Raw genomic sequence first — 23,115 nt, forward strand, 5'->3', positions numbered from 1 at the left:
ATGTGACGCGGTGACGCGGGTCGCGTGGACCCGGCGAGGTGCGGGCCGCGGTGGCTCGCGACATGAGCCTAACCGGCTCCGGGCGATCGGCCACCGGGTCGCCCACCCCATGGACAGAACCGAGAGTAAATTGTTTCCGAACGGAACAAAGCCGGTTGCCGAAAAAGCCCCGCCCCGGTGCGTACGGGGGACGACGCACCGGGGCGGGGAGCCCGTGGGGACGGGGGTGGGCCGCTGCTTACTTCAGGTGCAGCTGCTGGCCCGGGTAGATGAGGTTGGCGTCCTCGACGATGTCCTTGTTCAGCTCGAAGAGCTTCTCCCAGCCGCCCTTGACCTTCTCCTCGGCCGCGATCGAGCTCAGGGTGTCGCCCTTGACGACCTTGTACTCGCCGTCGCCCTTCTTGACCTTCTTGCCGGTCGGGGTGGTGACGGTCTTCTTCGCGGCCGGGCGCTCGTCGGAGCGGGAGGCCGGCTGCTGCTGGGTCTCACGGGACTCGGTGCTCTGCTGGCTCTGGCTCTGGCTCTGCGAGGAGCTGCCGGAGTCGGTGGAGCCGCCGCCGGTGTAGCCGGCGCTGGACAGGCCCTTGCCGCAGACCGGCCAGGCGCCCTTGCCCTGGCCCGCGAGGACCTTCTCGGCGATCTCGATCTGCTGGGCCTTGGTGGCCTGGTCGGCGGTGGAGGCGTACTTGGTGCCGCCGTAGCCGGCCCAGGTGGAGGCGGAGAACTGCAGACCGCCGTAGTAACCGTTGCCGGTGTTGATGGACCAGTTGCCGCCGGACTCGCACTGGGCGACGGCGTCCCACTCGGAGGCGGTGGCCGCGGAGGCGTTGCCGGCCGCCATCAGCGGGGCGGCGACGGCGGCGCCGGTGACGCCGGCGAGCGCGACGACGCGGGTGGCCTTGGACGGACGACGGTGCTTGCCCTTGCCGGAAAACAGCATGGATGGATCCCCTCACCGACGCCTGCGAGGTGAGCTGTCGGGTTCGGGCCGGTTGAGTTGCCCGGCCGCGTCCCTCACGGGACACGGCTTCACCCCAAGCCCTTCCGGCCAACCGGCCGGTCGGGCACCTACCTTGGGTCCCCCGCTCCTGCCTACGGCGCTTGACGCGACGACTGTTCCCGGGCGGCCGCTGGCAGGATTCGGCGTTGCGGCAGCCGGGGCTCGCGGTGACGAGCGATCACGACCGTAGACAGGTGCTCCGCCGAATTTCAAAGACGATCAGGGCTTCTGAGATCTATCTCTCACCGCTCTTATATGGGACATCAAGTGTGAAACACGGCGTGAACTCGCGCCGCTTCGGGGCGACTTCCACCGCCGTTTCCGCACTGCCCGAACGACTACCTCTCGCCCGCTTCGTCCGCTTGACCAGGCGTCTGACCGGCGGCGACGGCGGCCTTGCCACCCTCGGCGGCCTTCTCGTCCCCGGCGGCCGGCTCCTGCCATTCGCCGCTGATCCGGAGGGAGTCGGCGATGGACCAGAGGTCGTCGCCGACACCCACGATGTAGGCGCCTGCGGACGCCTCGTCGGCCGCCGCGTCGTCGCGCGCCGCGTGCCGGCCCGTGGAACCGGCCGCGGAGCCGTCCGCGGATCCGGTGCCTTCGTCGGCGCTGGGGCCGCGGTGCCGGCCGGAGCCGGTGTCCGCGAGGCCGGAAGAGCCGCCGTCCGGACGGGAGTTGCCGGACGCCTCGGCCTCGGGGGATGCCGACGGTGAGCCGCCGGCCCCCTCCCGCGCCGAGGGCGCGGAAGAGGCCTCGGGCGACTTGTCGGACTTGGCGGTTTCGTCAGGAAATGCCGACGGGCCGTCAGACGGCGCGCCGGACGGGGAAGCCGCCGGGGACGCAGTGGACGAAGAAGGCGAGGAGGACCCGGACGGATCCAGCGAGTCGAGCAGCCCGGAGGAGCCGGACGAGCCGGACGAAGCGGATTCATCGGACGGGTCGGACTCGCCGGCCCGGTCCGGAGCGCCCTGCTCGAGACCGGAGAGCAGTCCGCAGGTGCGCCACGCGCCGACCCCCTGGTCGGCGAGGATTCTCTCCGCCACGGATATCTGCTGGGAGCGGCTGGCCAGGTCGGCGCTCGCGGCGTATTCGAGGCCGCCGTGGTTCTCCCAGTCCTCCTGGGACAGCGCGAGGCCGCCGTAGTAGCCGTTGCCGCTGTTCTGGCTCCACGCGCCGCCCGTCTCGCAGTCCGCGACCCGGTCCCAGGTCGAGCCGTCCGCCGCACTGGCACCGGAGGCCCCGAGGAGCGGGATCGCGATGGCGGAGCCGGTCACTCCGGCCGCGACGAGGAGTGCCGGAGCCTGGCGGGGGCGACGGTGCCGACCGTTCCCGGAGAGCATACGGAGACCTTTCGCGAGACAGCAGTGACCCGCTGGCCGGGCGTCCCGGCCGCGTTGATGGGTGAACGTATCGGCAGACGATCACTTGTCACAAGTTCATGCCGCGCAGATCACGTGAAGATCACAATCCTGAGGGTGTGTCACCTGGACACGGGCGTGAACTCCACCGGCAGGGTCCGCAGGCCGCGCATGATGAGCCCGCCGCGCCACCTCAGCTCCTCCGGGTCCGTCGCGAGACGGAGATCCGGCAGGCGCGTGAGGAGGGTGGCGAGCGCGGTCTGGCCCTCCAGACGGGCGAGCGGGGCGCCCAGGCAGTAGTGGATGCCGTGGCCGTAGCCGAGGTGCTGGTTGTCGCGGCGGGACAGGTCGAGCACGTCCGGGTCGGCGAACCGCTCCGGGTCCCGGTCCGCGGCGGCCAGGACGACCAGGACCGGGTCGCCCGCCGCGATGCGCTGTCCGCCGATGGTGAGCGGTTGCGTGGCGAACCGCCAGGTGGCGAGCTCGACGGGGCCGTCGTAGCGCAGGAGTTCCTCGACGCCGGTCTCCAGCAGGGCGCTCTCCCCGGCGGCGAGGGAGGCCTGGAGGCGGGTGCGCTGCCCGGGGTGGGTGAGCAGGGCGTAGGTGCCGTTGCCGATGAGGTTCACCGTCGTCTCGAAGCCCGCGAACAGCAGGATGAAGGCCATGGCCGCGGCCTCGTTCTCGGTGAGGTGCTCACCGTGGTCGGAGGCGCGGATGAGGCCGGAGATGAGGTCCTCGCCCGGCCCGGGCTCGGCGGGCAGGGCCTCCCGCTTGCGGTGGATGAGGTCGGCGAGGTAGCCGCGCATCTTCTTCACGGACCGCGCCACGCCGCCGCGCGGCCCGCCCTGGTGACGGATCATCATGCCCGCCCAGTCGCGGAAGTCGTCCTGGTCCTCGCGCGGGACGCCGAGCAGGTCGCAGATGGCGTAGATGGGCAGCGGGAAGGCGAACTCGTGGATGAGGTCGGCGCTCCCCCGCTCCGCGAACCCGTCGATGAGCCGGTCGGTGAGCTCCTGCACCCGGGGCGCGAACTCGGCGACCCGGCGGGGCGTGAACGCCTTGGACACCAGCCGCCGCAGCCGGGTGTGGTCCGGCGGGTCGATGTTGAGCAGGTGCGTCATCAGCTCGGCCTTGCGCTCCCCGGGGATGCCGGTCTTGCCCTTGGCGTGCGCGGGCTCGTCGTGGTGCGCCGGGTTCTTGGAGAGCCGGGGGTCGGCGAGGGTCTGCCTGGCGTCGGCGTAGCGCGTGACCAGCCAGGCCTCGACGCCGCTGGGCAGCCGCGTGCGGTGGACGGGGCTGTGCTCGCGGAGCCAGGCGTACGCGGGGTAGGGGTCGCTCGCGAACTCCCAGGTGAACAGGTCGGGGGCGGGAGCGGGTGCGGTCGTGGGCGTGCGGGGCTGGGGCTGGTCGGTCACCCCCCGACCGTATCCGGCCCGCTGCCGCTGCCCCGTGCCGGTCCGCTCAGCCCTCGGCGTCCCTGATCGCGTCCCGGTAGGCGCGGGCCGCCGCTCTCAGGGCCGCCTCCGGGTCCACGCCCTCCGCTTCGGCGCGGACGGCCAGGGCCAGCAGCTCGTAGCCGACGCCCTCGAAAGGCGGGAGCGGTATGTCCAGGCCGGCGGTGCGGGCCCGGGACGCCAGCTTGGCGGCGAGGGCCAGGCCGGGCTGGCCGAGGGGGATGCCCTCGGTGACGGAGCTGCGCTGCTTCTCGACGGCCTTGGTGCGCAGCCAGTGCTCCTTGACCTCCTCGGGGGTGGTGGCCGTCGCGTCACCGAAGACGTGCGGGTGGCGGTGGATCAGCTTGGCGACGATGCCGCCGGCCACGTCGTCCACGGAGAACGGCGCCTCGGGGTCCTCCTCGGCGATGCGGGCGTGGAAGACGACCTGCAGCAGGACGTCGCCGAGCTCCTCGCGCAGCTCGTCGCGGTCGCCCTCCTCGATCGCCTCGACGAGTTCGTACGCCTCCTCGATGCCGTACTTGGCCAGGCCCTTGTGGGTCTGCTGGGACGACCAGGGGCACTCGGTCCGGATGCGGTCCATGACCTGGACGAGGTCGAGCAGTCGGGCGCCCGGCAGGTCGTAGGAGGCGGGCAGCAGCTCCAGCTCGGGCATCGTGAGGCGGCCGGTGCCGGCGAGGCGTGCCAGCCCGTCGGTCAGGGCCGGCTCGCCCTCGCCCGTCGCCACGACGACCACCGTGCGGCCCCCCGCGCAGAGGTCGAGGAGCTCCTGGGCGGTCGGGGACGCCTCCTCGACCGCGATGCCCGCCTCGCGCAGGTAGGGCAGCTGCGGATGCGCGCCGTCCGCGCACAGCACCCGGTCGGCCGCGTGCAGGGCCTGCCAGGCGGGCCAGGACAGCAGGCCGGGGGCGACGCGGTGGCTGGTGGTGAGCAGGACGATGCGGCCGGGGGCGGCGGCCGCGTCGGGGGCGGCCTGCCGGGGGCCCGGGGTGGCTTCGGGGCTGTTGGCGTTCACGGTTTGAAGCTATCCCACACCGCCGAGAGGGCCTGAAGTTGTCCACAGGGCCGGCGGGGGCGGGGAGGTTTTCCACAAGACCGTGGGGTCCTGGGGGTTTCCACAGACCCGTGGGGGCCGGGAGGTGTCCGCGGAGCCTCTGGGGGGCCGGGAGGTGTCCACCGGGCCTGTGGGGTTCAGGAGGTCTGCCACCCGCCCGGTGGGGAGCCTGAAGGCCCTCCACCGACCGGTGACGATCGGGAGGTCCGCCACCGGTCCGTGGGGATCGGGACGTCTGCTGGCTGACCGGCGGAAGCCCGAAGGTCTTCCACCGGACCGATGCCGATCATGAGGTCCGCCACCGACCCGTGGGGATCGGGACGTCTGTCGGCGGGCCGGGGGGAGCCGAGGGGGCTACATGGGCTGCTGTGTTTGCGTCGCCGTCACGTCCCGGACCCACGGTGTCCTGGCGTCGGCGCGGCTGCTCTTCTGCACGTCCCAGGTGCCGTAGCGCGGGTTGAGGTCCACGTTCAGCTTCTTGGAGGCCTCGGACAGGGTCTTCCAGAACTCGGGGCGCGTGGTGTCGGTGCCAAGCTTCTCGGCGAGCTTCTGGGCCTCCAGCTGGAGGCGGAGGTTCTCCTCCAGGCGCTGCGGCGGGATGCCGTACCGCTGCAGCCAGGTCGTCTCCAGCGCCTTTGCGCCGCCGGCCTGCTCCTCCAGGCCGGAGCGCATCTCCTGGATCTCCTTGCGGCTGACGGTGACCCCGGCGTCCTCGGCGGCGCGGTGCAACACCCGGTCGAGGACCATGGTGTGCAGGGTGTCGCGGGTGAGGGTGCCGGTCCTGGCGATGGCCTGCTGGTACTGGGCGTCGTTCTGCACGGCCGCCCGCTGGGCCGCGCGGACCTCTCCGACCCGCTCCTCCAACTGGGAGACGGTGATCCGCTGCCCGCCGACCACGGCCGCCGCGCCGGGATGCGCGTCGTTCCCGCAGGCGGTGATCAGGGGCGCCGCGGCGATCGCGGCGGTGAGGAGGAGCGCGGTGCGACGGCGGCGGTGCAAGGAGACCTCCCGAGGAGATTGTGCGACGGTGCACAAAGTCTTGCGGTGATCGATGGTAGGCAGTGGCCAGGCTCTGGCCAACCCATTCGACCAACGATTCACCGGGACTTCCGGCACCGCCGCGCCCGCTCCGCCGCGACGGTCAACCGCGGACCTGCCCCAGCCACTGCAGCGTCCTGCGGATCTCCGCACCGAGCGGGTGGCCGGGGCCGTGGGTGCGCTCCACGTCGTGCAGCAGCCGGGCCAGCGTGTCGTGGGCGGCGCCGCGGTCGCCGAGGGCGAGCAGGAGGTGCCCGATACGGCGGCGGACGTCGTGCGCGAGTTCGGGGCCGCCGGCGGCGACGTACTGGTTCTCGTAGTACGGCAGCACCGCGCGGTACTCGGCGAGCGCCGCCGCCGGTTCGCCCAGCTGTTCGAGGCACTGGGCGGCCTCGTAGCGGAAGCGGAGCGCCTGCGGGTCGGCCTGGCCGGCCTCGGCGGCACGCTCGTCGGCGAGGCGGCGCAGTTCGGGTAGGGCGCGGCGGAACTGGCCGTCGTCCAGGAGCGTGGCCGCGTACTGCTTGCGCAGGGTGCGCACCACCGGGGAGTTCTCGCCGTGCTGCTCCGCCGCGGCGGGCAGGATCGCGCCGAGGATGTCGACGGCCTGGGTGATGCGGCCCTCGCCGAGGAGCCGCTTGACCTCGTCGACGGCGTGGGCGATGTCGGTCTTCCCGGCGGCCCCGGCGACGGGGGCGGCGGGCGGCGCGGGCTGCGGCGCGGGGGTGCGGGCCCGGTCCGGCCAGGGGGCGTGCGGGCGCAGGAAGGGGCGGGTGGGGTCGAGGGGCGCTCCGGTGGGCGTGCCGCGCGCGGGCAGCAGCGGCTCCAGGTGCTCGTAGACCTCCTGCGCGGAGGCGGGCCGGTGCTGCGGGTCCTTGGCGAGCAGGCGCAGGACGAGGATCTCCAGGGCCTCGGGGACCTCGGGCCGCAGGCGGCGCACGGGCAGCGGGGGCTCGTAGAGGTGCCGGTGCAGGACGCCGAGGGCCGTGGAGCCGGAGAAGGGCACGTCCCCGCTGAGCAGTTCGTGCAGCACGACGCCGAGGGCGTACAGGTCCGTGTACGGGCCGACCGCGCCGCCCATCGCCTGCTCCGGGGCCATGTAGGCGGGCGAGCCGATGGGCGTTCCGGTGTGGGTGAGACGGGTGGTGTCGGCCTCCATGACGGAGGCCACGCCGAGGTCCAGCACGGTGACCGTGCCGTCCTGCTTCACCATCACGTTCCGCGGCTTGAGGTCGCGGTGGACGATCGGCACGGCGTGCACGGCGCTGAGCACGGCGCACAGTTGCGCGGCGACCGCGACCGCCCACGGCCAGGGGTACGGGTTCCGCTCCGCGAGGTGCCCGGCGAGGTCGGAGCCGTCGATGTACTGCATGACGAGGAACAGTTCCTCGCCCTCGCTGCCCGCGTCGTGCACCGTGACCAGACCGGGGTGGTCGACCTGGGCGGTCACCCGGCACTCGCGCACGAACCGGCGGCGCAGCTCCTCCGCGTCCTGGCCGGCCACCTTGTCGGGGCGCAGCAGCTTCACCGCCACGCGCCGGTCGAGGCGCTGGTCGTACGCCGTCCAGACCTGGCCCATACCGCCCTGGCCGAGGAGCGTGGACAGCTCGTAGCGGCCGGCGACGACACGTCCTGCCGTCGCGGTCACCGGCCGCCCTCGCGATCGCCGTCGCGCCGGTCGTCGCCTTCCTGCCGGCGCAGGTAGTCGCTGAGTTCGTCGAGTTCGGCACGGACCTGGTCGATGCGGGCGGGGGCGGGGCGCTGGGGGGACGGGGGCGGCTGGACGGCCGCCGGTCCGTGGGGCGTGGCGTCCCCGGGCACGGGGGTGTGCGGGACCGGGGTGTGCGGGGCGGGCGTGTGCGGTGCGGGAGGCTGCGGGACGGGCGTGGACGTCCGGGCGTAGGACGAGCCGGGGTGCGGATAGCCGTACGGGGAGTGGACGGTCGGCGCGTGGGGCGAGGCCGGATAGCCGGCGAACTGCCGGCGCTCGCCGTGGTGGGCGATGTCCACGATCAGGAAGTAGATGGCGGCACCGACGCCCAGCAGCAGGATCAGGCCCAGCGCGATGTCGGTCCGGACGTCCTCCTCCGGCAGGGTGCCGACCACCAGGAAGCAGCCGATGGACAGGGGCAGGGTCACCCAGGCCAGCACCCAGTCCAGGGCCCGCCCGCGCAGGACGGCCACCCGGAACAGCGGGACGCAGGCCAGCACGCCGCACGTGAGGAAACCGGCGGCGGCGAACAGCACGCGCAGGGAGATGACCGTTGCCGCGCTCCGGGGAGGCGGCGCCGCGCCGTGGCCGTACATGACTGCTCCTGGACCGGTGTAGCCGATGGGGACGGATGTGCGAGTGACAGAGCCCGTTGGGAGTCCGAGCGTATAGCCCGACAAGGAGAACCGGTCACGGGTTGTACCGAACCGTTGTCGTGCTGATCACCCCGGCCCCTCAGAGGGCGTGCCGCATCCACACGTTGGGCTCGACGTACACCGCGTATCCGCGCTCCGCCTCGCAGCGCACCGGCGTTAGGGCCCCGGGGACCTCGACGTCGCCCGGGGTGTCGAAGGGCAGGCCCGTCCAGCGGCGCCAGTCGGCCAGCGGGGCGGCCACCGTCATGGACGCCGGTGCGACCGAGTCGACGGTCGCACCGGCCCGGGCGTGCACGCGCAGCCACGGGTCGTGCGGCAGGCCGTCGGGGCGTACGCGGCGGGCGTACTCCTCGATGGGGGTGTGCGGTTCCAGGTGCTTGGCGCTGGGCCGGACCGGGGCGACGACCTCGCGGAAGCCGCGGGAGCGGGCGTTGTCGCGCAGGGCCGACACCATCACCGCGGACAGGCCCCTGCCCTGGGCGTGGGGCGCGACGGAGACGGAGATGGCGCTGACCGTGTCGGGGCGCACGCCGCGGCGCAGGTCCGAGAAGGCCCACACCAGGACCGTGTCCCAGCCGTTGCCCGGCAGCCGGCCGCGGCCCGGGGCGGCGAGCGCGAACGGCACGCTGTAGGCGTTCGCGACGACCTCGCCCCGCTCGTCCTCGGCGAACAGGACGTATGCGGGGAGTTCGGCGGCGATCCGGGGGAAGTGGGCGGCGCCCACGAGGTCCTGGATCACGAACTCCGGCCAGGTGTCCGCCATCCCGACGACCCGCTCCAGCATCTCGGGGCGGTCGGCGAGGTTCGATATCCGCGGCTGCGTGATCTTCTGCTGCATGCGGTCACGGTAGGCGGGACCGGATGCACCGAGAAGCGACATCACCGCTGCCGGGCTCGCACGAAGCGTGCGCGGTCCTCCGCCGGGAGGCGCTCGGTCGCGTACCGCACGGTGACGCGCGGCAGGTCGGTGACGTGCTGGTCGAGGAACGCCACGAGCAGGGGCGCGTCCCGGCGGCCGATCTCGCGCAGCATCCAGCCGAGCGCTTTGTGGATCAGCGGTTCCGGGTCACGGCACAGCACGCGCACCAGGTGGAACGTCGGCTCGAAACGCCCTGCGCGGACGAGGGCCAGCGTGGCGACGACGGCGATCCTGCGGTCCCAGAGCCAGGACGAGGCGGCCAGCCCGTCCAGGACGTCCTCGACGGCCGGCGGGTCCTCGGGCCCGTCCACGAGCCAGGGCCCGAGCACGAGGTGGGCGGAGGCGTCGACCAGGTCCCAGTTGTCCACGCACCGGGTCCGCGCGAGGTAGAAGTCGACCAGGGACCGGCGCTCCGCGCCCCGGGCCGTCCGCATCCGCTCGGCCAGCACCAGGACCCCGGCCAGCCGTTCCTCGTGAACGCGGCTGTGCAGCAGCGCGTCCACGTCCTCCCGGGCCAGTTCCCGGTGCGCCCGGGCCAGTTCGCGCACCGCGGGCACGCGCACGCCGAGCAGTTCGTCGTCGTCCGGCGGCCGCAGCACCCGGGCCTGCTGGATCCTGACGGCCGGCTCGGCCCTGTCCCGCAGCGCGCCGCGCAGGGTCCGCAGCGATGGGGTCGTCATGTGCGCGGACGGTAGCGCAGGGGTGGGCCGGCCCTCAGCCGCCGCACTGCTCCAGCATCATCTCCTTGTCGGCGGACGTCACCGGCAGGTGGTACTTCAGGGACACCTGGGCGAAGCGCACCGAGTAGGCGCAACGGATACGCCGGTCGGGGGGCAGCCAGGACGCCGGTCCGGAGTCGCCCTTCGCGCTGTTGGTCGGTCCGTCCACCGGGACGAGGTTGAGCGGGTCGTTGGCGATGGACTCCCGCTTGTCCTTCGTCCAGCGGGAGGCGCCCATCTGCCAGTCGTAGGAGAGCGGCATGACGTGGTCTATCTGGACCTTGATCGCTTGGGACTTGGTCCACTCGATGACCTTGCCGGTGTACGGGTCGTGCAGCGTCATGGCGGTGACGACGCAGTTCGAGCCCGCGCGGAAGCGCAGGTCGCGGCCGTCGCGCTTGAGGAGGTCGTTGCGCGAGTCGCAGCCGTTGTGGGAGTAGGGGACGTCGCGCGGCGCGGAGTCCATCCAGGCGTAGCCGAACTCGTCCCGGTCGTAACCGGTCCGGGGGCCGCGGCCCTTCGTCGCCACCTTCTCGATGAGGGCGCGGGCCCGCGCCTTGTCCTCGGTGGAGGTGATCGGCGCCAACCCCGGTTTCGTGCCGTCCGGGTTGTCCAGCGGGTTCACGGCCCGGCCGTCACCGGCGGCCGGGGCGCCGGATGCGGAGGCACCGCCGCCGTCCACCGGAGGGGCCAGGCCCTCGCAACCGGTCAGCGCCGCACCGGCGCACACCATGGCGACGGCCAGCGCCGCCCCACCCCTCAGACGCGTCACTGTGCGCCCCTCCCCTGCTTGCCCGTTCCGCCCCCGGACGGGCGGCCTGTGCCTGGTCCCACGGTAGCGAGGGACAGGTTCAGACCACACCGGTCCCATCTGGGCATTCCCGGCATCCCGCGCGTATCGTCGATTCTGAGTCACCTCCGGAAGGAGCTGTGGATGGGCATCTTCGACAAGTTCAAGAGCCAGGCGCGGAACCGGGGCAAGCAAGGCTCCGACACCGCGGAACAGCAGATCGACGAGAGGACCGGGGGCAAGTACGAGGACCAGGTCGACTCCGGCCGGCAGCGCGTCGAGGGCTCGCTGGGCACGGAGCAGGACCGGAACCGGCCCGAACAGCAGTAACGCCCCCGGCATTTCGAGGCCGCCCGCGAAGACGCCCCGCAGGGCGCGGCGTTCGCGGGCGGCTTCTCACGTACGGACGCGGCTTCCCGGGGCCGCTTCTCCCGTACGGACGCGAGTGCAGCGGGCCGGCCCCGGCCCAGCCCTCAGGACCCCAGCACCGACGTCAGGAACTCCCCGACCCACGCCAGCAGTTCCCGGCCGACCAGCGGCTTTCCGCCCACCTTCGCCGTCTTCGGGCGCGGCACCAGCACCTGGTGCACGGCCGGCTTGATGACGGCCCCCGGGTACAGCCGCTTGAGCCGCAGCTCCTGCGACTCGCGCAACTCCACCGGCGCGAAGCGGATGTTGGTGCCCTGGAGCACGATCTCACCGACGCCGCACGCCCGCGCGAACATGCGCAGCCCGGCGACGAGCAGCAGGTTCTCCACGGGCTCGGGCAGCTTGCCGTAGCGGTCGACGAGTTCCTCGCGCACCGCCTTGATGTCCTCCTCCGAGTTGGCGGAGGCGATGGCGCGGTAGGCCTGGAGGCGCAGGCGCTCGCCGGGCGCGTAGTCGTGCGGGACGTGCGCGTCGACGGGCAGCTCGATCTTGACCTCCAGCGGCTGCTCCTCCTCGATCTCGCCGGTCTCCAGCTGTCGCCGGTAGTCCGCGACGGCCTCGCCGACCATCCGCACGTACAGGTCGAAGCCGACGCCCGCGATGTGCCCGGACTGCTCGCCGCCGAGGAGGTTGCCCGCGCCGCGGATCTCCAGGTCCTTCATCGCCACGTACATGCCCGCGCCCATCTCCGTGTGCTGGGCGATCGTCGCGAGCCGCTCGTGGGCGGTCTCGGTCAGGGGCTTCTCCGGCGGGTAGAGGAAGTAGGCGTAGCCGCGCTCGCGGCCCCGGCCGACCCGGCCGCGCAGCTGGTGCAGCTGGGACAGGCCGAAGTTGTCGCCGCGCTCCACGATGAGGGTGTTGGCGTTGGAGATGTCGATGCCCGACTCCACGATCGTCGTGGAGACCAGCACGTCGAACTTCTTCTCCCAGAAGTCGACGACGACCTGCTCCAGCGCCGACTCGGACATCTGACCGTGCGCGGTGGCGATGCGCGCCTCGGGGACGATCTCGCGCAGCCGGGCGGCGGCCCGGTCGATGGACTCGACGCGGTTGTGGATGTAGAAGACCTGGCCCTCGCGCAGCAGTTCACGGCGGATGGCGGCGCCGATCTGCTTCTCCTCGTAGGGGCCGACGAAGGTCAGCACCGGGTGGCGCTCCTCCGGCGGGGTGGTGATCGTCGACATCTCGCGGATGCCGGTGACCGCCATCTCCAGGGTCCGCGGGATCGGGGTCGCGGACATGGTCAGCACGTCGACGTTGGCGCGCAGCTTCTTCAGCTGCTCCTTGTGCTCGACGCCGAAGCGCTGCTCCTCGTCGACGATGACCAGGCCCAGGTCCTTGAACTTCGTCTCGGACGAGAACAGCCGGTGCGTGCCGATCACGATGTCGACGGAGCCCTCGCGCAGGCCCTCCAGGACCGCCTTGGCCTCGGTGTCGGTCTGGAAGCGGGAGAGCGCCTTCACGTTCACCGGGAACTGGGCGTACCGCTCGCTGAACGTGCCGAAGTGCTGCTGCACCAGCAGGGTCGTCGGCACCAGCACGGCGACCTGCTTGCCGTCCTGGACGGCCTTGAACGCGGCCCGCACGGCGATCTCGGTCTTGCCGTAGCCGACGTCGCCGCAGATCAGGCGGTCCATGGGGATCGACTTCTCCATGTCCTCCTTGACCTCGGCGATGGTGGTGAGCTGGTCGGGCGTCTCCGCGTAGGGGAAGGCGTCCTCCAGCTCGCGCTGCCAGGGCGTGTCCGCGCCGAAGGCGTGCCCGGGGGCCGCCATGCGGGCGCTGTACAGCTTGATGAGGTCGGCGGCGATCTCCTTGACGGCCTTCTTCGCGCGGGCCTTCGTCTTCGTCCAGTCGGCGCCGCCCAGCCGGTGCAGCGTGGGGGCCTCGCCGCCGACGTACTTGGTGATCTGCTCCAGCTGGTCGGTGGGGATGTAGAGCCGGTCGCCGGGCTGGCCGCGCTTGGCGGGCGCGTACTCGACGACCAGGTACTCGCGGGTGGCGCCCTGCACGGTGCGCTGGACCATCTCGATGTAGCGGCCCACGCCGTGCTGCTCGTGGACGATGTAGTCGCCCGGCTCCAGGGTGAGCGGGTCGATGGTCTTGCGGCGGCGGGCCGGCATGCGGGCGCCCTCGCGGCCGGACGCCTTCTGGCCGGACAGGTCGGTCTCGGTCAGCACCGCGAGTCTGAGGGCCGGGTCGACGAAGCCGTGCTCGATCGAGCCGCACGCCACGTGCACGACCGACGGGGAGATCTCGCCGAGGTCCCCGTCGAGGCGGGCGGCGATGCCCTCGCCGCCCAGCACCTCGACCGTACGGGCCGCGGGGCCGTGTCCCTCGGTGACGAACACCGTGCGCCAGCCGTCGGCGAGCCAGCCCTTGGTGTCGGCGAGGGCCTTGGCGGTGTCCCCGCGGTAGGTCTCCGGGGCGTGCATGCCGAGCTTGAGCGTGTCCGCGTCGAGCTCTTCGTCGGCGGCGAACGGCGACACCGACCACCACATCATGTCCAGCTCGCGGGCCCGGTCCCGCACGTCCGCGATGGACCACAGGGAGGCCGCGCCGACGTCGATGGGCGCTTCCCCGCCGCCGGCGGTGGCCGCCCAGGAGGCCTGGAGGAACTCCTGCGAGGTGGCGACCAGGTCCGAGGCGCGGGTGCGCACCCGCTCCGGGTCGCAGACGACGGCCATGGCGCCCTTGGGCAGCACGTCGAGCAGCAGCTCCATGTCGTCGACCAGGACGGGGGCGAGGGACTCCATGCCCTCGACGGCGATGCCCTCGGCGATCTTGCCGAGGAGTTCGCCGAGCTCGGGGTGTTCCTCGGCCAGGGCACGCGCGCGGGCGCGGACGTCCTCGGTGAGCAGCAGCTCGCGGCAGGGCGGCGCCCACAGGCCGTGCTCGGCGATCTCCAGGGAGCGCTGGTCGGCGACCTTGAAGTAACGGATCTCCTCGATGTCGTCGCCCCAGAACTCGATGCGCAGGGGGTGTTCCTCGGTGGGCGGGAACACATCGAGGATGCCGCCGCGGACGGCGAACTCGCCACGCTTCTCCACCAGCTCCACGCGCGCGTAGGCGGCGGCCGCGAGGGCTTCGACGACCTCGTTCAGGTCGGCGCTCTGACCGGTGCGCAGCGCGACCGGCTCCAGGTCGCCCAGGCCCTTGACCTGCGGCTGGAGCACGGATCGGACAGGGGCGACGACGACGGAGACCGGGCCGGTCTCGGGGTCGTCGGGGCGGGGGTGGGCCAGGCGGCGCAGCACGGCCAGTCGGCGGCCGACGGTGTCGCTGCGGGGGCTGAGCCGTTCGTGCGGGAGCGTCTCCCACGAGGGGTACTCCACGACGCCCTCGGGCGGGAGCAGGGAGCGCAGGGCGGCGGCCAGGTCCTCCGCCTCGCGGCCCGTCGCCGTCACCGCCAGCACCGGGCGGCCCGTGTCCCGGGCCAGGGCGGCCACGGCGAAGGGGCGGGCCGCAGGAGGGCCGACCAGGTCGACGTGCATGCGGTTGCCGTCTGCGGCCGCCCTGATCGCTTCGGCGAGGGCGGCGTCCTTGACGACGGCGTCGAGCAGACCGTGCAGGCTCATGGGGGGTGTTTTCCGTCCAGGGGGTGGGCAACACGACTGGCCCGACGCGCGCCGCGGGCCGGGGATCTCCAGCGTACGTCGCTGCGCGTCCCGGCGTCGGGGCGTGTGGACGACGCCCCGGTGTGCGGTGCCCGGCGCCGTCACGAGGCTCCCGGGGTCTCCGCCCCGGGACCCCGGACCTGTGCCCCGCGGGCCTGAAGCAGTCGGCCGAGGCTGAGCCCTCGCCGCGCACAGCGCCCGGCGCCGGGAAGTCCTGGTGTGGACTTCCCGGCGCCGGGTTCCCCGCAACCCCCGTGTGCGGTGGTTCCTCGGGACGGTGTGCCGGGTGGCTACTCCGTCGCGATCGCGTTCAGCACGTTCATCCGGCCCGCCCGGAACGCCGGGACCAGTGCCGCGAACAGGCCCACGAACGCCGAGCCGATGAAGACGCCGATGATGGTCGGCCAGGGGATGTCGAGGATCATCAGGCCCTCCAGCTCCAGCAGCTGCTGGGCCGTGGCGCCCCAGCCCATGCCCAGGCCGAGGCCGAGCAGGGCACCGAAGAGGGCGATGACCACCGACTCCATGCGGATCATGCGGCGCAGCTGGCGGCGGGAGAGGCCGATCGCCCGCATCAGGCCGATCTCCCGGGTGCGCTCCACCACCGACAGGGCCAGGGTGTTCACCACGCCCAGGATGGCGACGATGATCGCCAGGGCCAGCAGGCCGTAGATCATGTTGAGCAGCTGGCCGATCTGGTCCTTCAGGGCGTCCTTGTAGTCGGTCTGGTCGCGCACGGTGTACTGCGGGTAGTCGTCCAGCGCCGACTTCAGGGACTTGTAGGCGGCGTCCTGCTGCCCCTCCTTGGCGCTGGCGAAGACCAGCGTGTCCAGCGGCATCCTGTCGGCCGGGACGTACTTGGCCATCGTCGAGATGGACGTGTACATCGCGCCCGCGTCGATCACCACGTCACTGCTGGTGATCGCCCGGACCGTGAGGTCGGCCGCGGAGCCGTCCTTGAAGGCCACCTTGATCTTCGAGCCGAGCGTGATGCCGTGGTCCTCGGCGAACTTCTCGTGCACGGACATCGAGTCGGGCTTGTAGGCGTCGGGGAGCTTGCCGGCGACGGTCTCGGTGCGCAGGTCGGTGGCGTACGACGGGTCGGCCGCCGTGATCGCCGTGTCCTTGAGGGTCTTTCCGTCGGGGGTGGTGAAGTCGGCCTTCGTCCACTTGTACTCGGTGATCCGCTCCAGCTCCGGCGTCGACTTCATGGCCTTGACCGCCTGGGGGGTGATCAGCTGGCCGCTGTCGGACTGGACGATGAAGTCGGTGCCGACGGTCTTGTCGAGCTGGTCGGTGGCGGAGGCCACCATGGAGGAGCCGACCACGGACAGGCACGCCACCAGGGCGAGGCCGATCATCAGGGCGGCGCCGGTCGCGCCGGTGCGGCGCGGGTTGCGCAGCGCGTTGCGCTCGGCCATGCGGCCCACCGGCCCGAACATCCGCAGCAGGACCGCGCCGAGGACGCGGACCACCGCGCCGGCCAGCAGGGGGCCGATGACGACGAAGCCGATCAGCGACAGCACCACGCCGATGCCGAGCCACAGCGAGCCCTCGGTGGCCTTGTCGGCCGCGGCCGCCAGGTACAGGGCGAAGGCGCCGCCGGCGGTGAGGACGGTGCCGAGGATGCCGCGGATCCAGCCGGCCTTGGCGTCGGCCGGGGCGCCGGCGTCGCGCAGGGCGGCCATCGGGGAGATCTTGCCGGCGCGCCGGGCGGGCAGGTAGGCGGCGAGCACGGTGACGATCACGCCGAGGACGAGGCCGACCACGGGGGTCGTCCAGGCCACGGTGAGGTCGTCGGTGGACAGTTCCATGCCCATCTGGCCCATGAGCTGCATCAGGCCGACGGCGAGGCCGACGCCCGCGCCCACGCCGAGCACGGAACCGACGAGGCCGAGCAGCAGCGCCTCGGCCAGCACCGAGCGGTTGACCTGCTTGCGGGAGGAGCCGATGGCCCGCATCAGGCCGATCTCGCGGGTGCGCTGGGCGACCAGCATGGAGAAGGTGTTGATGATCAGGAAGATGCCGACGAGGAAGGCGATCCCGGCGAAGCCGAGCATCGCGTACTTCATGACGTTCATGAAGCCCTCGACGTCCTTCTGGTTGGCGTCGGCGGTCTCCTTGGCGGTCTTGACCTGGAAGCCGCCGCCGAGTTCGGCCGTGACGTTCTTCTTCAGCTGTGCGTCGCTGACGCCGGTGGCCGCGGTGACGTTGACGTTGGTGTAGACGCCGGTCCGGCCGACCAGGGTCTGCTGGGCGGTCTTCGTGTCGAGGTAGAAGATCGCGGCGCCGGGGTTGGTGACGGTGAAGTCGGCGATGCCGGAGATCTTCGCCTTGTGGTTGCCGACGGCGGTGAGCACGCCGATCTCGTCGCCGAGCTTCAGGCCGTGCTTGTCGGCGGTGTCGGCGTCGACCATGATCTGGTCGCCGCCCTCGGGTGCCGCACCGGAGGTGATCTTCATGGTGCGGGCGTCGGTGGCGTTCCAGCTGCCGACGATGGTCGGGCCGCCGTTGGTGGGCGACAGGCTGTCCTTGTCGGCGTCGACGACGGTCACCGAGGTGGAGAACACGGTGCCTTCGGCCGACTTCACGCCCTCGGCCTTGCGCACCTCGCCGAGCACGGAGGCCGGCATGACCGGCGGCTTGCCGTTGTCGGCGGTGGTCTCGCCGCTGTCGGAGGCGCCCTTGGCGCTGACCGTCACGTCGGAGGAGGTGGCCGCGAAGAGCTTGTCGAACGTGGTGGACATGGTGTCGGTGAAGACGAGCGTCCCGCAGACGAAGGCCACCGACAGCAGGACGGCGATCGCCGAGAGGGCCATGCGTCCCTTGTGCGCGAGGAAGTTGCGCATCGAGGTCTTCATGACGGTCATGACGTGCGCCCCCGGGCGTCGAAGTCCTTCATGCGGTCCAGAACGGCCTCGGCGGTCGGCTTGTACATCTCGTCGACGATGCGGCCGTCGGCGAGGTACAGCACGCGGTCCGCGTAGCTCGCGGCGACCGGGTCGTGGGTGACCATGACGATGGTCTGGCCCAGCTCGGTCACCGAGCGGCGCAGGAAGCCGAGGACCTCGGCGCCGGCGCGCGAGTCGAGGTTTCCGGTCGGCTCGTCCCCGAAGATGATCTCGGGCCGGGCGGCGAGGGCCCGCGCCACGGCGACACGCTGCTGCTGGCCGCCGGAGAGCTGGGTGGGCCGGTGCTTGAGCCGGTCGGCGAGCCCGACGGTCTCCACGACCCGCGCGAGCCACTGCTTGTCCGGCTTGCGGCCCGCGATGTCCATGGGCAGCGTGATGTTCTCGATGGCGTTCAGCGTCGGCAGCAGGTTGAACGCCTGGAAGATGAACCCGATGCGGTCCCGGCGCAGCTGGGTGAGCTTCTTGTCCTTCAGGCCGGTGATCTCGGTCTCGTCGAGGTAGATCTGCCCGCTGGTGACGGTGTCGAGCCCGGCGAGGCAGTGCATCAGCGTGGACTTGCCGGAGCCGGAGGGGCCCATGATCGCGGTGAACTGGCCGCGTGCGATGTCCACGTCGACGTGATCGAGGGCGACGACCCGGGTCTCTCCGGACCCGTACGCCTTCACGACCTGCCGCGCCCGCGCGGCAACGGCCGTACGCCCTCCAGTACCCCCGTGCCTGGGAATGGTTACAGCCGAAGTCACGGTATGTCTCCTATATCGGTCAGCAAATGGTGAAGGCGGTCGTCCGGTCGACAGCCGCGGTGTGCGGTGCCGGACCACGGATCCGCCCGGCGCGCCTCAAGTCTCGCCGCGGGGAGGGGCCCCGCGCCCTGGTGTTCAGCGCAGTCTTTTCCTGAGGAAAACCCCACCCCCGCCGGTGTGTGCAACCACCCCCCGGCGGCGTAAAGCCAGGTTAAGGAACGCCCCCTCGGCCTCTCGTCCTCCGCCGGTACGAACCCTCCCCAGGTCGTAGTACGGAGGTACCCCTAGGGGCAGTCCGCCCAAGGGTGGAGTCCGTCTCAGGGTCGGCTCCTCCCCTCGGCCCACCGAGGCTCCACCCTCCCGCCGCGTCAGGGTCAAGTGGGAAGCTGTCCACCGGCAGGTAGGTGCAAGGGGCAAGCAGACATCAGGGGGAGGAACCCGGGGTGGGCAGCACCAGTTCCGCGGCGCAGGAGTCCCTGCGCGCCGCCACGACCGGCCGGCGTGGAGCCGTCGTCGCCGCGCTGATGCTCTCGATGGCGCTGGCGGCGCTGGACTCCACCATCGTCTCGACCGCCGTCCCGCAGATCGTCGGGGACCTCGGCGGGTTCTCGGTCTTCTCCTGGCTGTTCTCCGGCTATCTGCTGGCCGTGACCGTGACCCTGCCCCTGTACGGCAAGCTCTCCGACACCTTCGGCCGCAAGCCGGTGCTGATTGTGGGTTCGGCGCTCTTCCTGCTCGGGTCCTTGCTGTGCGCGCTGGCCTGGAACATGGGCGCGCTCATCGCCTTCCGGATCGTGCAGGGTCTGGGCGGCGGTGCCCTGCAGGGCACCGTGCAGACCCTGGCCGCCGACCTCTACCCGCTGAAGGACCGCCCCCGGATCCAGGCGAAGCTGTCCACGGTGTGGGCGGTGTCCGCGGTCGCCGGTCCCGGGCTCGGCGGCGTGCTCGCCGCGTACGCGGACTGGCGCTGGATCTTCCTGGTCAACCTGCCGATCGGCGCGGTGGCGCTGTGGCTGATCGTGCGTCACCTGCACGAGCCGGAGCGGGAGACCGTTCCCCGCGCGCGCGTGGACTGGGCCGGCGCGCTCGCGGTGTTCGCCTGCGGCGGGGTGCTGCTGACGGCCCTGGTGCAGGGCGGGGTGGCGTGGCCGTGGCTGTCGGCGCCCTCGCTGGCCCTGTGCGGCACGGGTCTGGCCCTGGTGGCGGTGGTGGTGTGGGTGGAGCGCCGCGCGGCGGAGCCGATCATCCCGGGCTGGGTGTGGCGCCGCCGGACGATCGCCGCGGTCAACCTGGCCCTGGGCGCGCTGGGGTTGCTGATGGTCGCCCCGACGGTCTTCCTGCCCACCTACGCCCAGTCGGTGCTGGGCCTGGCGCCCGTGGCCGCCGGGTTCGTGCTCTCCGTATGGACGTTGAGCTGGCCGGTGTCGGCGGCGCTGAGCCAGCACGTCTACCGCAGGATCGGCTTCCGCAACACCGCGATGCTGGGCATCGGGACGGCCGCGCTGATCCTGCTGGCGTTCCCGTTCCTGCCCTATCCCGGGCGAGCCTGGCAGCCGGCGCTGCTGATGCTGCTGCTGGGCGCCGCGCTGGGCCTGTTCCAGCTGCCGCTGATCGTCGGGGTTCAGTCGACGGTGGGCTGGGCGGAGCGCGGGACGACGACCGCGTCGGTGCTGTTCTGCCGCCAGACCGGCCAGACGATCGGCGCGGCCGTCTTCGGCGCGGTCGCCAACGGGGTGCTGGCCGCCCGGCTCGGCGGCGCCGGCGACCTCGACTCGGTGACCCGGGCGCTCGACTCGGGCACGGCACCGGAGGCGACCAGGCGGGCGATCGCCGAGGCGGTGCACGCCGTCTACCTGGGCGCCTCCTGCGCGGCGGCGCTGGCGTTCGCGGTGCTGCTGTTCCTCGCGCCGCGGAAATTCCCTGTGCTGGGGGACTGACCCTCCGTACCCTGCGGCCCATGCTGACCCTGGAACGGCTGCGCGCCGACCACGCGGACGCCCTGCTGGCCTTCGAGCGCGAGAACCGGGCCTACTTCGCGCGCACGGTCCCCGACCGCGGGGACGCCTACTTCACACCGGACGGGTTCGCCGCACGCCACCGGGCGCTGCTGGAGGAGCAGCACGCACGCGTGTGCCACTTCCACGTCCTGCTGGAGGACGAGCTGCTGATCGGCCGGGTGAACCTGATGGACGCGGCGGACGGCAGCGCCGAACTCGGCTATCGCGTCGGCGAGCGCGCCGCGGGCCGGGGCGTGGCGACGGCCGCCGTCGCGCAGGTGTGCCGGCTGGCCGCCACCGCGTACGGGCTGACGTCCCTCACCGCGCGGACGACCCTGGACAATCCCGCCTCCATGAAGGTGCTCACCCGCAACGGCTTCACGCCCGCCGGGGACACGACCGTGGACGGACGGCCCGGACTCCTCTATGTACGCCGGGAGTTGGCCCTCGTCCCGGCTCCGGCACCCGAAATCGAGGGTTAACGCGGGTAACACCCGAGGTCACGAAGGTAAGCGCATACCGACCAATCAGTTTGGCCAAACCCTCGCGCAGGCCCGGTACTCCGCAGTAACGTGCGTGGCCGCCCGCCCCCCACCTCCCTGCGGTCCGCCGCACCGGATCCGACCCGCGCAAGGAGCACCGGGATGTCCTACGACCCGCCGCCGTCCTCCCCGTACCCACCGCCGGACTCGTCCCCCTCGTACGACACCTACCCCTGGGTGCCGCGGCAGGAGCCCGAGCCGGCCGGCAGGCGTCCCCAGCGTCACGCCGCCCTCGGGCACCACAGCGACCTGCGGGTGCTGCGCAGCGCCTACCGCTGGCAGCGGCGGGTGGCCACGCTCACGGCGCTCGGCTACTTCGTCCCGTTCCTGCTCCTGTCGGCCTTCGCCCCGTCGCTGATGACGAGCACCGTCACCGACGGCCTGCCCACCGGACTGCTGCTCGCGCTCATCCAGGTGCCGGTGACCTGGGCGGCGATCGCCCTGTACGAGCAGACGGCCCGCCGCCGCGTCGACCCGATCGCGGACCGGATCCGCAAGCAGGCCGCGCTGGACGCCAAGCGGGAGGGGACCCGGTGACCACCGAGTTCAGCGGAAACGCCCAGGCGATGTCCCTGGTCGGCTTCTCCACCGTCGCCACCATCACGCTGCTGCTGTGCGTGATGACCGGCCCCGACCGGGACGACCTCGACGAGTTCTACACCGGCTACGGCTCCCTGTCGCCCATGCGCAACGGCCTCGCCATCGCCGGCGACTACATCTCCGCCGCGACCGTCCTCGGCACCGGCGGCGTGATCGCCCTGTTCGGCTACGACGGGACCGTCCTGGCCCTGAGCACGGCCCTGTCGCTGATGCTGCTGATGTTCCTGCTGGCCGAACCGCTGCGCAACGCGGGCCGGTTCACCATGGGCGACGCGCTGACCCGCCGGATGCCCGGACGCGCCGTGCGGATCGCGGCCAGCGCGGTGACCCTGGCGGCCCTGCTGCCGCTGATGCTGGTGCAACTGGCCGGGACCGGGCAGCTGATGGCGTTCATCCTCGGCTTCTCCGGAGAGTCGCTGCAGACCGGCTGCATCATCGGCGTCGGCGCGCTGATGATCAGCTACGCGGCGATCGGCGGCATGAAGGGCACCGCCCTCATCCAGATCCTCAAGATCGTGATGCTGCTCGGCTCCGGCCTGGTGGTCGCCGTGCTGATCCTCCACCGCTTCGACTGGGACCCGGGGGCGCTGTTCGGCGCGGCGGCCGAGAACAGCGGCGTGGGCCCGGCGTTCCTCTCCTCCGGCCTGCAGTTCTCGGGCGGCGCCAGCCCCGACCTGGACATGATCACCTCGCATCTGACGATCGTCCTCGGCGGCGCCTGCCTGCCCCACGTCACGATGCGCATGTACACCGCCTCCAGCGCCCGGCAGGTACGGCGGTCGATGTCCTGGGCGGTGTCCAGCGTGGCGCTGTTCGTGCTCGTCATCACGGTCATCGGCTTCGGCGCGACCGCGCTGATCGGGCGGGCCGTGATCGCGAAGGTCGACCCGCAGGGCAACACGGCCTATCTGCTCGGCTCCCAGGCGGCGTTCGGCGCGGACGTGTCGGCGGCCGAGACGTTCCTGTTCACCACCGTCACCACGGCCGTCTTCCTCACGCTGCTCGCCTCCGTCGCCGGGATGATCCTGGCCTGCGCCAACTCCCTCGCGCACGACGTGTTCGCCGCCCGCGTGCAGGAGATGTCCCCGCGCCGCGAGATGGCCCTGGCCCGTGTCTCGGCACTGGCGGTGGGCGTCGTCGCGATCCTGCTGGCCACCCTCGTCCAGCACCGCAGCCTGCAGCCCCTGGTGACGCTGTCGTTCTGCCTGGGCGCCTCGGCCATCGCCCCCGCGCTGGTCTACAGCCTCTTCTGGCGCCGCTACACCCGCGCCGGCCTGCTCAGCACGCTCATCGGCGGCTCCCTGGCCGTGCTGCTGCTGATGCCGGGCACCAACCTGGTCTCCGGCTCACCCGTCTCCGCCTTCCCCGAGGCCGACTTCAACTGGTTCCCGTTCACCACCACCGGCCTGCTCTCCATCCCCCTCGGCTTCGCCTGCGGCTGGCTGGGCACGCTGGCCTCCGGCCGCCGCAAGTCGGAGGAGCAGCGCCACCAGTACGAGGCGGTGGAGGGCTGGATCCTGGCGGGCGCGGTGCGCAGGAACGACTGAGGAGGAAGGGGCCGGACGGCGGGGGGAGTTCC

General features: G+C 72.2%; 18 protein-coding genes and 1 riboswitch. Of the genes, 5 read left to right on the plus strand and 13 right to left on the minus strand.

All coding sequences use genetic code 11. The annotated features are described in order from the left end of the window. Positions 1 to 238 precede the first annotated feature (238 nt). From ACIGAQ_RS30520 to ACIGAQ_RS30565, 10 genes are all read right to left on the minus strand, one after another. Complete coding sequence (locus ACIGAQ_RS30520; protein ID WP_399788624.1) at positions 239 to 940, minus strand: transglycosylase family protein; 702 nt, start codon at positions 938 to 940, stop codon at positions 239 to 241. A gap of 4 nt (positions 941 to 944) precedes the next feature. Beyond that, positions 945 to 1,110: riboswitch (cyclic di-AMP (ydaO/yuaA leader) on the minus strand. Between the two features lie 228 nt (positions 1,111 to 1,338). Then, on the minus strand, positions 1,339 to 2,340 hold the full coding sequence (locus tag ACIGAQ_RS30525; RefSeq protein ID WP_399788627.1) for a transglycosylase family protein: 1,002 nt from the start codon (positions 2,338 to 2,340) through the stop codon (positions 1,339 to 1,341). A gap of 140 nt (positions 2,341 to 2,480) precedes the next feature. Beyond that, positions 2,481 to 3,773: a cytochrome P450 gene (locus tag ACIGAQ_RS30530; protein WP_362279721.1), complete on the minus strand. Its 1,293-nt coding sequence runs from the start codon at positions 3,771 to 3,773 to the stop codon at positions 2,481 to 2,483. Positions 3,774 to 3,819: 46 nt separating this feature from the next. Next, a complete protein-coding gene (locus ACIGAQ_RS30535) occupies positions 3,820 to 4,827 on the minus strand; it encodes a nucleoside triphosphate pyrophosphohydrolase (RefSeq protein ID WP_399788630.1) in 1,008 nt (335 codons plus the stop codon). Positions 4,828 to 5,220: 393 nt separating this feature from the next. Then, positions 5,221 to 5,865 carry a SurA N-terminal domain-containing protein gene (locus ACIGAQ_RS30540; RefSeq protein ID WP_311681713.1) on the minus strand — a complete coding sequence of 215 codons (645 nt, stop codon included), beginning with the start codon at positions 5,863 to 5,865 and terminating at the stop codon, positions 5,221 to 5,223. 142 nt (positions 5,866 to 6,007) lie between these two features. Next, a complete protein-coding gene (locus ACIGAQ_RS30545) occupies positions 6,008 to 7,507 on the minus strand; it encodes a protein kinase (RefSeq protein WP_399789397.1) in 1,500 nt (499 codons plus the stop codon). Positions 7,508 to 7,545: 38 nt separating this feature from the next. Continuing rightward, complete coding sequence (locus ACIGAQ_RS30550; RefSeq protein ID WP_399788633.1) at positions 7,546 to 8,208, minus strand: hypothetical protein; 663 nt, start codon at positions 8,206 to 8,208, stop codon at positions 7,546 to 7,548. A gap of 139 nt (positions 8,209 to 8,347) precedes the next feature. Further along, complete coding sequence (locus tag ACIGAQ_RS30555; RefSeq protein WP_399788636.1) at positions 8,348 to 9,106, minus strand: N-acetyltransferase; 759 nt, start codon at positions 9,104 to 9,106, stop codon at positions 8,348 to 8,350. A gap of 41 nt (positions 9,107 to 9,147) precedes the next feature. Next, on the minus strand, positions 9,148 to 9,867 hold the full coding sequence (locus ACIGAQ_RS30560; RefSeq protein ID WP_399788639.1) for a DNA alkylation repair protein: 720 nt from the start codon (positions 9,865 to 9,867) through the stop codon (positions 9,148 to 9,150). Positions 9,868 to 9,901: 34 nt separating this feature from the next. Continuing rightward, complete coding sequence (locus ACIGAQ_RS30565) at positions 9,902 to 10,678, minus strand: HNH endonuclease family protein (RefSeq protein ID WP_399788642.1); 777 nt, start codon at positions 10,676 to 10,678, stop codon at positions 9,902 to 9,904. 162 nt (positions 10,679 to 10,840) lie between these two features. On the opposite strand from ACIGAQ_RS30565, the gene ACIGAQ_RS30570 reads away from it, so the two are divergent. Next, the gene (locus ACIGAQ_RS30570; protein ID WP_362279710.1) at positions 10,841 to 11,026 is read left to right on the plus strand and encodes an antitoxin; all 186 of its coding nucleotides are present in this window, start codon (positions 10,841 to 10,843) and stop codon (positions 11,024 to 11,026) included. 143 nt (positions 11,027 to 11,169) lie between these two features. On the opposite strand, the gene mfd is transcribed toward ACIGAQ_RS30570, so the two are convergent. The 3 genes from mfd to ACIGAQ_RS30585 all read right to left on the minus strand — a co-directional run bounded on the left by mfd (position 11,170) and on the right by ACIGAQ_RS30585 (position 18,397). Further along, complete coding sequence (gene mfd, locus ACIGAQ_RS30575) at positions 11,170 to 14,703, minus strand: transcription-repair coupling factor (protein ID WP_311681701.1); 3,534 nt, start codon at positions 14,701 to 14,703, stop codon at positions 11,170 to 11,172. 329 nt (positions 14,704 to 15,032) lie between these two features. After that, positions 15,033 to 17,612, minus strand: a complete 2,580-nt coding sequence (locus tag ACIGAQ_RS30580; RefSeq protein ID WP_311681699.1) for an FtsX-like permease family protein — start codon at positions 17,610 to 17,612, stop codon at positions 15,033 to 15,035. Continuing rightward, positions 17,609 to 18,397: an ABC transporter ATP-binding protein gene (locus ACIGAQ_RS30585; protein ID WP_362279706.1), complete on the minus strand. Its 789-nt coding sequence runs from the start codon at positions 18,395 to 18,397 to the stop codon at positions 17,609 to 17,611. The genes ACIGAQ_RS30580 and ACIGAQ_RS30585 overlap by 4 nt, the downstream gene beginning before the upstream one ends. Before the next feature lie 443 nt (positions 18,398 to 18,840). Between ACIGAQ_RS30585 and ACIGAQ_RS30590 the strand changes: the two genes are divergently transcribed. From ACIGAQ_RS30590 to ACIGAQ_RS30605, 4 genes are all read left to right on the plus strand, one after another. Further along, positions 18,841 to 20,334 (plus strand): MFS transporter, encoded by a 1,494-nt coding sequence (locus ACIGAQ_RS30590; RefSeq protein WP_399788647.1) that lies wholly within the window; start codon positions 18,841 to 18,843, stop codon positions 20,332 to 20,334. A gap of 20 nt (positions 20,335 to 20,354) precedes the next feature. Beyond that, positions 20,355 to 20,876, plus strand: a complete 522-nt coding sequence (locus ACIGAQ_RS30595; RefSeq protein WP_399788650.1) for a GNAT family N-acetyltransferase — start codon at positions 20,355 to 20,357, stop codon at positions 20,874 to 20,876. A gap of 162 nt (positions 20,877 to 21,038) precedes the next feature. Continuing rightward, positions 21,039 to 21,473: a DUF485 domain-containing protein gene (locus ACIGAQ_RS30600; RefSeq protein WP_399788653.1), complete on the plus strand. Its 435-nt coding sequence runs from the start codon at positions 21,039 to 21,041 to the stop codon at positions 21,471 to 21,473. After that, a complete protein-coding gene (locus tag ACIGAQ_RS30605) occupies positions 21,470 to 23,083 on the plus strand; it encodes a cation acetate symporter (RefSeq protein ID WP_362279700.1) in 1,614 nt (537 codons plus the stop codon). The genes ACIGAQ_RS30600 and ACIGAQ_RS30605 overlap by 4 nt, the downstream gene beginning before the upstream one ends. The last annotated feature ends 32 nt before the right edge of the window (positions 23,084 to 23,115 follow it).

Origin of the sequence: Streptomyces sp. NPDC085932 (assembly GCF_044540525.1) — a bacterium.
Lineage (GTDB): Bacteria > Actinomycetota > Actinomycetes > Streptomycetales > Streptomycetaceae > Streptomyces > Streptomyces levis.

Excerpts from the sequence above, each read along its gene's own strand:
- ACIGAQ_RS30520 (WP_399788624.1), bottom strand. The coding sequence starts at position 940 with ATGCTGTTTTCCGGCAAGGGCAAGCACCGTCGTCCGTCCAAGGCCACC.
- ACIGAQ_RS30525 (WP_399788627.1), bottom strand. The coding sequence starts at position 2,340 with ATGCTCTCCGGGAACGGTCGGCACCGTCGCCCCCGCCAGGCTCCGGCA.
- ACIGAQ_RS30550 (WP_399788633.1), bottom strand. The coding sequence starts at position 8,208 with ATGTACGGCCACGGCGCGGCGCCGCCTCCCCGGAGCGCGGCAACGGTC.
- ACIGAQ_RS30555 (WP_399788636.1), bottom strand. The coding sequence starts at position 9,106 with ATGCAGCAGAAGATCACGCAGCCGCGGATATCGAACCTCGCCGACCGC.
- ACIGAQ_RS30560 (WP_399788639.1), bottom strand. The coding sequence starts at position 9,867 with ATGACGACCCCATCGCTGCGGACCCTGCGCGGCGCGCTGCGGGACAGG.
- ACIGAQ_RS30570 (WP_362279710.1), top strand. The coding sequence starts at position 10,841 with ATGGGCATCTTCGACAAGTTCAAGAGCCAGGCGCGGAACCGGGGCAAG.
- mfd (WP_311681701.1), bottom strand. The coding sequence starts at position 14,703 with ATGAGCCTGCACGGTCTGCTCGACGCCGTCGTCAAGGACGCCGCCCTC.
- ACIGAQ_RS30580 (WP_311681699.1), bottom strand. The coding sequence starts at position 17,612 with ATGACCGTCATGAAGACCTCGATGCGCAACTTCCTCGCGCACAAGGGA.
- ACIGAQ_RS30595 (WP_399788650.1), top strand. The coding sequence starts at position 20,355 with ATGCTGACCCTGGAACGGCTGCGCGCCGACCACGCGGACGCCCTGCTG.
- ACIGAQ_RS30600 (WP_399788653.1), top strand. The coding sequence starts at position 21,039 with ATGTCCTACGACCCGCCGCCGTCCTCCCCGTACCCACCGCCGGACTCG.